General features: G+C 71.0%; 8 protein-coding genes. 5 read left to right on the forward strand and 3 right to left on the reverse strand.

Going from position 1 to position 8629, the window contains the following annotated elements:
- Nucleotides 1-55 precede the first annotated feature (55 nt).
- Entirely contained in the window at nt 56-952 is an 897-nt protein-coding gene (locus tag ABT300_RS38390; protein ID WP_351686136.1) for a DUF4429 domain-containing protein, read from the forward strand.
- A 64-nt stretch (nt 953-1016) separates the two neighbouring features.
- Here the strand turns inward: ABT300_RS38390 and ABT300_RS38395 are convergent, their stop codons facing one another.
- The gene (locus ABT300_RS38395) at nt 1017-2579 is read right to left on the reverse strand and encodes a purple acid phosphatase family protein (RefSeq protein WP_351686138.1); all 1563 of its coding nucleotides are present in this window, start codon (nt 2577-2579) and stop codon (nt 1017-1019) included.
- A gap of 186 nt (nt 2580-2765) precedes the next feature.
- Here ABT300_RS38395 and ABT300_RS38400 point away from each other — a divergent pair, with 186 nt between their 5' ends.
- Nucleotides 2766-3023 carry a hypothetical protein gene (locus ABT300_RS38400; protein ID WP_057574519.1) on the forward strand — a complete coding sequence of 86 codons (258 nt, stop codon included), beginning with the start codon at nt 2766-2768 and terminating at the stop codon, nt 3021-3023.
- 24 nt (nt 3024-3047) lie between these two features.
- Nucleotides 3048-4865: a glutamine--fructose-6-phosphate transaminase (isomerizing) gene (gene glmS, locus ABT300_RS38405; protein ID WP_351686142.1), complete on the forward strand. Its 1818-nt coding sequence runs from the start codon at nt 3048-3050 to the stop codon at nt 4863-4865.
- A gap of 96 nt (nt 4866-4961) precedes the next feature.
- Here the strand turns inward: glmS and ABT300_RS38410 are convergent, their stop codons facing one another.
- On the reverse strand, nt 4962-5528 hold the full coding sequence (locus ABT300_RS38410; RefSeq protein WP_351686152.1) for a GPR1/FUN34/YaaH family transporter: 567 nt from the start codon (nt 5526-5528) through the stop codon (nt 4962-4964).
- A 149-nt stretch (nt 5529-5677) separates the two neighbouring features.
- Nucleotides 5678-6205 carry a universal stress protein gene (locus ABT300_RS38415; RefSeq protein WP_351686144.1) on the reverse strand — a complete coding sequence of 176 codons (528 nt, stop codon included), beginning with the start codon at nt 6203-6205 and terminating at the stop codon, nt 5678-5680.
- A 398-nt stretch (nt 6206-6603) separates the two neighbouring features.
- Between ABT300_RS38415 and ABT300_RS38420 the strand changes: the two genes are divergently transcribed.
- Both ABT300_RS38420 and ABT300_RS38425 read left to right on the forward strand, forming a co-directional pair.
- A complete protein-coding gene (locus tag ABT300_RS38420; protein ID WP_351686147.1) occupies nt 6604-6933 on the forward strand; it encodes a hypothetical protein in 330 nt (109 codons plus the stop codon).
- A 386-nt stretch (nt 6934-7319) separates the two neighbouring features.
- Nucleotides 7320-8549 carry a helix-turn-helix domain-containing protein gene (locus ABT300_RS38425; RefSeq protein WP_351686149.1) on the forward strand — a complete coding sequence of 410 codons (1230 nt, stop codon included), beginning with the start codon at nt 7320-7322 and terminating at the stop codon, nt 8547-8549.
- Nucleotides 8550-8629 lie beyond the last annotated feature (80 nt).

Genomic DNA, 8629 nt, shown 5'->3' on the forward strand with positions numbered 1-8629 from the left:
GCCCCCGGGCACGGTCCCCGGGGGCGCCCGACGCCGTGTTTGGAAGAATCGCCCCATGGCGGAAATCATCCAGCGCGACGGAACATGGGTCTTCGACGGCGACGCCCTGCGGCTGACCCCGGGCCGGGACAGGAACGTCAGTCTGCTCCGCCGCACGCTGGGCGAACTGACCGTCCCCCTGGACGCGTTGGCCGGCGTCTCGTTCGAGCAGGGCAAGAAGACAGGACGGCTCAGACTGCGGCTGCGCGACGGCGCGGACCCCCTGCTGCACGCGACCGGCGGCCGGCTGAGCGAACCGCACGACCCCTACCAGCTGACCGTCGAGTCCGACCGGTACGGCGTCGCCGAGTACCTCGTGGACGAGGTGCGCCGGGCGCTGCTGCTCGACGGGGTCCCGTCCGGCCCGGTGGACGCCTTTCTGCTGCCCGGCCCGGCCGTGCCCCTGTCGGTCTCCGCCGGGGACGGCGCCGCGAGCTTCGACGGCGAACGGGTGCGCCTGGAGTGGAACTGGAAGACGGAGGAGGCCAAGGCCTCGGCCGGCGCCCGCAGCATCGGCGTCGCCGAGATCGAGGGCGTGGAGTGGCAGCCCGCGGTCGGTCTCGAGAACGGTTGCCTGCGTTTCCGGCTGCGGCACGCGCCGACGAAGACGCCGGCCAAGTACGACCCCAACGCCGTCGAGCTGTGGGGGTTCAAGAAGGACCCTTTGATGGCGCTGGTCGCCGCGGCCGTGCAGGCCCGGCTGCCCCACCCGGCGGCCCCCGAGGACGCGCTCCCGCCGTCGGCGTCCGCCGCGCCGGGCCTGCCGCCGGGGGCCGTGCCCGCCCCCGCGTCCGGCCCCGACCACGACGCCCTGCTGCGCCGGTTGCGCGAGCTCGGCGAACTGCACCGCGACGGCGTCCTGACGGACGACGAGTTCGCCCTCGCCAAGCAGGCGGTCCTGCACCGCATGTGACGCGGACGAGGACCGCCTGCCGGCGTGGACCGGTGCGCCCCGCCTTCCGGGCGCACCGGCGCCGCTACTTCGCCCTGCGAGCCACCGTGAAGTGGTCGATGCGGTCGCCGGTCTCCGCGATGCCCTGGACCGTCAGGGTCGTGTAGCGGCCCTTGGGCGCGGGGGTGACGTCCACGCGCAGGAACGAGTAGTTGAGGTAGCGCACACGCGACCAGGTGACGGTCTCGTTCTGCTTGCCGCCCTTGAGGTTGACGAACGAGGCCACCGAGTCGACCTCGTTCTCGTGGCCCTCGTACGAGTCCGGCGCGGTGAAGGAGTACAGGCTGCGGCCGGCCGCGCCCGCCGTCACGTAGACGACGCCCTCGGTCTCGGAGTAGGCCGTGCCCCCGATGGGGAGCTTCTTGACGACCTTGTCGCCCTTGATCACGTCGGTGCGCTCGTACTGGTGGTTGTGCCCGTTGATGACGAGGTCCACCTGGTACTTGTCGAACAGCGGCACCCACTCCTGGCGCACGCCCCCCTCCGAGGCGTGCGCGGTGGAGGTGCAGTACGCGCAGTGGTGGAAGAACACCACGACGAAGTCGACGTCCTTCGCGGCGCGGAACTTCTTCAGCTGCGCCTCGAACCACTTGGTCTGGGTGCCGCCGGAGATGCCGAGGTTGGCCGGGATCTCGAAGGAGACGTCGTTGGGGTCCAGCGAGATGACCGCCGTGTTGCCGTAGACGAAGGAGTAGACGCCCGGGAGGTTCTTCTTGTCGGGGCCGTTGCCCGGGAGGTTCCAGCGGGCCTCCTCGCCGCCGTAGCCGTTGGGCGAGTACCAGGCCTCCATGTCGTGGTTTCCGTACGACACCATCCACGGCACCGACTTGGAGACGGACTCGGTCTGGGCGAGGAACTGGTCCCAGGTACGCGAGTCGAAGACGGTGTCCGAGGTCTTGCCCTGCCCGGCGGGGTCGCCGTAGGCGATGTCGCCGGCGTGCAGGTGGAAGGCCGGGTTCTGGCCGAGGATCAGGCTGTCGTTGGCCAGCGCGTGGTAGCTGACGCCCTGGTCGCCGAAGGCCGTGAAGGTGAAGGGCGCCTTGTGGGCGGGGGCGGTGGTGAAGGTGCCCAGGGTGCCCAGCAGGTGCGGCGCGGCCGGGTCGAAGCCCGCGTGGCCGACGCCGTAGTAGTAGGTCCTGCCCGGCTTGAGGCAGGTGAGCTCGGCGTGCACGTAGTACTGGGTGTGGTCGCCGCTGGCGCCGACGCCGGCCGGGGTGTACAGGGTGCGCACCTCGGCCTCGATCTTGCGGGAGAGGTCCCAGGGGTGGGCCCCGATGCGGATGAACGGCTTGCGCACCGCGACCGGCACCTGCCAGGAGACGGTCATCTCGGTGCGCGGGTCGTTGCCGTAGGCCAGGTGACGGCCGAAGGGGGCGACGAGAGCGCCGTCGACGGCCTCGACGTGCGAGAGCGGCTGGGTGGGAACGGCGGCCTGGGCGGTGGCGCCCGTCACGAACGCGCCACCGGTGACGGCGCCCAGCGTGACCGCGCCGCCTCTGATCATCGTGCGCCGGGAGAACCTGGCGCGCAGGTACTCGTGCTGCTCGGCCATGCTCATACGGTCGGCGAGCAGGTCGGGTACGCCCATGCGAGGAGTGTCCATGACGTCTGAAAGTCGTCGTCGCGGACGACGGGCCGCCGGACGCCACATGGACGGCGCACGAACAGGCGCTCATAACACATTCAACGTTCGACCAAGGCCCCTTAACGAGGGCCTGCCCGAAATCGGGCAGGTTTCTTGCGAAACCGGCTCTCGTACCCCAGGATCTACCGGGTGCACGACGAACTTGTTGATCACCTGACGCGTTCCACGCCTCTCCAGCGGGGCGAGGCGCTGCGGGTGATCCAGGATGTGCTCGCCTACTTCGACGAGACGACCGAGAACTACGTCCGTCGCCGCCATCGCGAGCTCCAGGCCCAGGGCCTGGTGAACGCGGAGATCTTCGGACAGATCGAGGCGGACCTGAAATACCGGGCGGTCGCACCGCCGGAGCTCTCGCTCCGGCAGCTGCGGCGCATCGTCTACGGCTGATCGAAAGCTTGGGGATACCTTCATATGTGCGGAATCGTCGGATACATCGGCAAGCGGGACGTCGCGCCCCTGCTGCTGGAGGGACTGCAGCGCCTGGAGTACCGCGGGTACGACTCCGCGGGCATCGTCGTCACCTCCCCGAAGACGGCCGGCCTGAAGATGGTCAAGGCCAAGGGCCGGGTCCGTGACCTGGAAGCCAAGGTCCCCGCGCGCTTCAAGGGCACGACCGGCATCGCGCACACCCGCTGGGCCACCCACGGCGCCCCTTCCGACGTGAACGCCCACCCGCACATGTCGGCCGACCTCAAGGTCGCCGTCGTCCACAACGGCATCGTCGACAACGCCTCCGACCTGCGCAGGAAGCTCGAGGCCGACGGCGTCGAGTTCCTCTCCGAGACGGACACCGAGGTGCTCGTCCACCTCATCGCCCGCTCCCAGGCCGACAAGCTCGAGGACAAGGTCCGCGAGGCGCTGCGCGTGGTCGAGGGCACCTACGGCATCGCCGTCATGCACGCCGACTTCAACGACCGCATCGTCGTGGCCCGCAACGGCTCGCCGGTCGTCCTCGGCATCGGCGAGAAGGAGATGTTCGTCGCCTCGGACATCGCCGCGCTGGTCGCCCACACCCGCCAGATAGTCACCCTCGACGACGGCGAGATGGCCACCCTCAAGGCCGACGACTTCCGCACGTACACCACCGAGGGCACCCGCACCACCGCCGAGCCCACCACCGTCGAGTGGGAGGCCGCCTCCTACGACATGGGCGGCCACGACACCTACATGCACAAGGAGATCCACGAGCAGGCCGACGCCGTGGACCGCGTGCTGCGCGGCCGCATCGACGACCGCTTCTCCACCGTGCACCTCGGCGGCCTCAACCTGGACGCCCGCGAGGCGCGCCAGATCCGCCGGGTGAAGATCCTCGGCTGCGGCACCTCGTACCACGCGGGCATGATCGGCGCCCAGATGATCGAGGAGCTCGCCCGCATCCCCGCCGACGCCGAGCCGGCCTCCGAGTTCCGCTACCGCAACGCGGTCGTGGACCCCGACACCCTGTACATCGCCGTCTCGCAGTCCGGTGAGACCTACGACGTGCTGGCGGCCGTGCAGGAGCTGAAGCGCAAGGGCGCCCGGGTGCTGGGCGTGGTCAACGTGGTCGGCTCGGCGATCGCCCGCGAGGCGGACGGCGGCGTGTACGTGCACGCCGGCCCCGAGGTCTGCGTCGTCTCGACGAAGTGCTTCACCAACACCACCGTCGCCTTCGCGCTGCTCGCCCTGCACCTGGGCCGCACCCGCGACCTGTCGGTGCGCGACGGCAAGCGGATCATCGAGGGGCTGCGCAAGCTGCCCGGCCAGATCGCGGAGATCCTCGCCCAGGAGGAGGAGATCAAGAAGCTGGCCGAGGAGTTCGCCGAGGCCCGTTCGATGCTCTTCATCGGCCGCGTCCGGGGCTACCCGGTGGCCCGCGAGGCCTCCCTGAAGCTCAAGGAGGTCTCGTACATCCACGCCGAGGCCTACCCGGCCTCCGAGCTCAAGCACGGCCCGCTGGCGCTCATCGAGCCCGCCCTGCCGACGGTCGCGATCGTCCCGAACGACGACCTGCTGGAGAAGAACCGCGCGGCCCTCGAGGAGATCAAGGCCCGCAGCGGCCGGATCCTCGCGGTGGCCCACGAGTGCCAGGAGAAGGCCGACCAGACGATCGTCGTCCCGAAGAACGAGGACGAGCTCGACCCGATCCTCATGGGCATCCCGCTCCAGCTCCTCGCCTACTACACGGCGAAGGCGCTCGGCCGGGACATCGACAAGCCGCGCAACCTCGCGAAGTCGGTGACGGTCGAGTAGCCGAGCCGGACACGGAGCGGCCCCCCGCGTGCGCCACCTGCACGCGGGGGGCCTTTCTCGCGCCGGGGACGCCCGCCCCCCGGCGCCGGCTGCCGTTCAGCCCGCGGCCGTCACTCCGGGGCGGGCAGCGCGTCGGGAGAACGCGGTGGGCCAGTGCGCCAGCGCGGCCGTCGCCGCGTACCAGGCGACCGCGCCCGCCGCGACGGCGAACCAGCCGCCCGCCTTGGCGAGGCCGTCGCTGTCGGCGAACCGGGCGACGGCCATCAGCACGAGCCCGGCGCAGAACAACCCGTACGCGCCCTGGCCGAGTTGGTCGCCGCCGGCGAGGGTCAGGGAGAGCGCCACGAGGGCGAACAGAAGCAGGAAGAGCCCCGCCGCGTTGTCGGAGGCCTGGGCGCCGGCGGAGACGGCCCAGGTGAACCAGAAGGCGCCGAGGACGGTGTAGGCGGTGCCGGTGGCCGTGTCACGGTCCCGGAGGGCGAACAGGCCGGCGACGAACAGGGCGACGCCGCCGATGTAGTGGGCGATGGATACGGCGTCCGCAGCCGTCACACCGTCGATGAGGTCGGTGTACCCGAGACCGAAGGCCAGCAGGGTGACGCCGAGGGCGAGTCGGCCGGCGATCGTGGTGGTGCTGCTTCCCGCAGAGACGTCGTTGTCCACGGTGAAGCTCCCTTCAGGCATGTGCAGTTGTGTGAGCGATATATGCCCTTCACAAAGGCACAAACACCTCTACGCGTCAGTAGTTTTACGCTGCGCGCACAGGGGGCCGCATGCCCTCCGGATCGCATCCCACCTGGGAGGACGACGGGTCAGGGAATGACGATGACGGGCCGCTTCGCCCGCTTGGCGAGCCGCCCGGCGACGGAGCCGAAGAGCCGGCCGACGAGGCCGTGCGTCGAGCCGACGACGATCGCGTCCGCCTCGTACTCCCGCCCCACCTCTTCGAGTTCGTGGCAGATGTCGCCGCCCCGCTCGACCAGGATCCAGGGCACCTCGGCGAGGTGGTCCGCACACGCCAGCTCCAGACCGAGCACCTCGGTGCGGTGGTCCGGCACGTCGACGAAGACCGGCGGCTCGCAGCCGGCCCACACCGTGGTGGGCAGCCGGTTGGCGACATGGACGATGATCAGCCCCGAGCCGGAGCGATGCGCCATGCCGACGGCGTAGGCGAGAGCGCGCTCGCTGGACGTGGAGCCGTCGAAGCCCACGACCACGCCGTGCTTGAAGGCGGGATCGCAGGAATGACGTGCTTCTTCGGCCGCCAGGGGCTCGGCCGCCGTGGGATCGGCGACGGGCCGCTTGCGGTCCGCGGGTTCGAAGAATTCGTGACCGGCCATGGCTGTCTCGGCGTATCGATCCTTATACGGGTGCGACGACAGTGAGCGGCGGAGCTGTCCGGGAATGGTCTTCCCAACCCCATACCCCCAAGGGTACGGCGGCACGCCTCCTGGGCCCAGATCCCGCACACCCTCGGTGGGGGTTCCAGGGAGCATGCACGAGCGGACGCCCGTAACGCAATGGTTGCTGCCCCGTACAGGCGGTTTGCACAGGGTTCGCTCACACGGAACCGCGCCGTGGCAGTGACCGACCGCTCGAACAGGCGTTGAACCACTTGCACCGCCGCCCGCCCGCCGATCACCCGCCCGATCCCCCGCCGCCCGACCGTCGACGCGGTCGCCCCCCCGCCCCGCCGCCGCCGACCGTCCGCCCCGCAGTCCGGAAAGGAGCCCGCCCCGTGCCCTCGCCCCGCCTCCGCCCCGAGAACCGCCCCGGCGACGACCGGGCCACCGGCCTGATCCGCTGGGCGGCCTTCACCTGCGTGCTCGTCCCGGCGGTCCTGCTCTGGTACGGGACCTCCCTGGCCGGCGCGGCCGGCGCCGCCCTCGGCCTCGCCGCCGTCACGGCCGTCTGCCGGCTGCTGCTGCGCCGGTCCGAGCGGTATCCGGCCCGGCTGCTCACCGGGGAGCACCCCTCGCAGACGCACCATCGCGGGCGTCGCCAGCGGACCGGAACGGGGTCGCACCGTGGCGGTCGTCACTCCGGGGGAAACTCACCGGTCGGTTGACCGGTTTTCACACATGGAACCGCTTCTTTTCAGCCAACTTCCGGTCCCTGTGCATCTCTTGCCGTAACCACCCCCCACCCCCCGTTCCACCTGCACGGAAAGGGTCTTCGGGACCCTGCGCACCCTATGGGGATTGGCCACCACACCGAGGCGCACTTCCCTGCACGGCCCACGAGTGCAACGCTTCGTGATCGAATGCTTCACGCCAAGTTGCCATGTCGACAATCGGCCGGGTGGTGAACTGGCCACGCCGGCATTGTGCGACACGTTAGATTCGATCTTGACTGTCTACGGCGGGGGACTCGTGCAGGACCGAGGGGAAACGTGCTGGAGCGACATGCCCGACAAGTTAGGGGCGCCGCGACCACCGAGGGGGGCTTAGCAGGATGAGCCACGACTCCACTGCCGCGCCGGAAGCCGCGGCCCGGAAGCTCTCCGGGCGACGCCGCAAGGAGATCGTCGCCGTGCTGCTGTTCAGCGGCGGCCCCATCTTCGAGAGTTCCATTCCGTTGTCGGTGTTCGGGATTGACCGCCAGGACGCCGGCGTACCGCGCTACCGCTTGCTGGTGTGCGGCGGTGAAGAAGGCCCACTGCGGACCACAGGGGGCCTCGAACTCACCGCGCCACACGGCCTCGAGGCGATCGCACGGGCGGGCACGGTCGTCGTGCCGGCCTGGCGTTCGATCACCTCGCCGCCACCGGAGGACGCGCTCGACGCACTGCGCCGGGCGCACGAAGAAGGCGCACGCATCGTGGGCCTGTGCACCGGCGCGTTCGTCCTGGCGGCCGCCGGCCTGCTGGACGGCCGTCCGGCGACCACCCACTGGATGTACGCGCCGACGCTGGCCAAGCGCTATCCGTCGGTGCACGTCGATCCACGAGAGCTCTTCGTGGACGACGGCGACGTGCTGACGAGCGCCGGCACCGCGGCCGGAATCGACCTCTGTCTGCACATCGTGCGGACGGATCACGGCAACGAGGCGGCCGGCGCGCTGGCCCGTCGCCTGGTCGTCCCGCCGCGCCGCTCGGGCGGCCAGGAGCGCTATCTCGACCGGTCTTTACCCGAGGAGATCGGCGCCGACCCGCTCGCCGAGGTCGTCGCCTGGGCGCTGGAGCACCTCCACGAGCAGTTCGACGTGGAGACGCTGGCGGCGCGCGCCTACATGAGCCGCCGCACCTTCGACCGCCGTTTCCGGTCGCTGACCGGCAGCGCTCCGCTGCAGTGGCTGATCACCCAGCGGGTGCTGCAGGCGCAGCGGCTGCTGGAGACCTCGGACTACTCCGTGGACGAGGTCGCCGGCCGGTGCGGCTTCCGCTCACCGGTGGCCCTGCGCGGGCACTTCCGCCGCCAGCTCGGCTCGTCGCCCGCGGCGTACCGGGCGGCGTACCGGGCGCGCAGGCCGCAGGGCGAACGCCCGCCGGACAGCGAGCCGTCGCCTCCGCCACCGGCGCCGTCGCTGCACCCGGACACTCCGGGACCGGTGCCGCCGCAGGTCCGGCGCACCGCCGCGACGGCCGGACCGGTGGGCACGTCCGCGTCGCTGCCGTCCGAGCACGCCCGCGACGCCTACCTCGCCGCACGGGCGAGCCTTCCGGGGCAGCGCAGCGGCCTGTGACCGGTTGACAGCAGTGCGTGGACGCCGGACGGGCATCTCGGCCCGTCCGGCGTCCCCGTCCGCGCCCCGCGGGCCCCGAG

The organism is Streptomyces sp. NPDC001027, assembly GCF_040299045.1.
Lineage (GTDB): Bacteria > Actinomycetota > Actinomycetes > Streptomycetales > Streptomycetaceae > Streptomyces.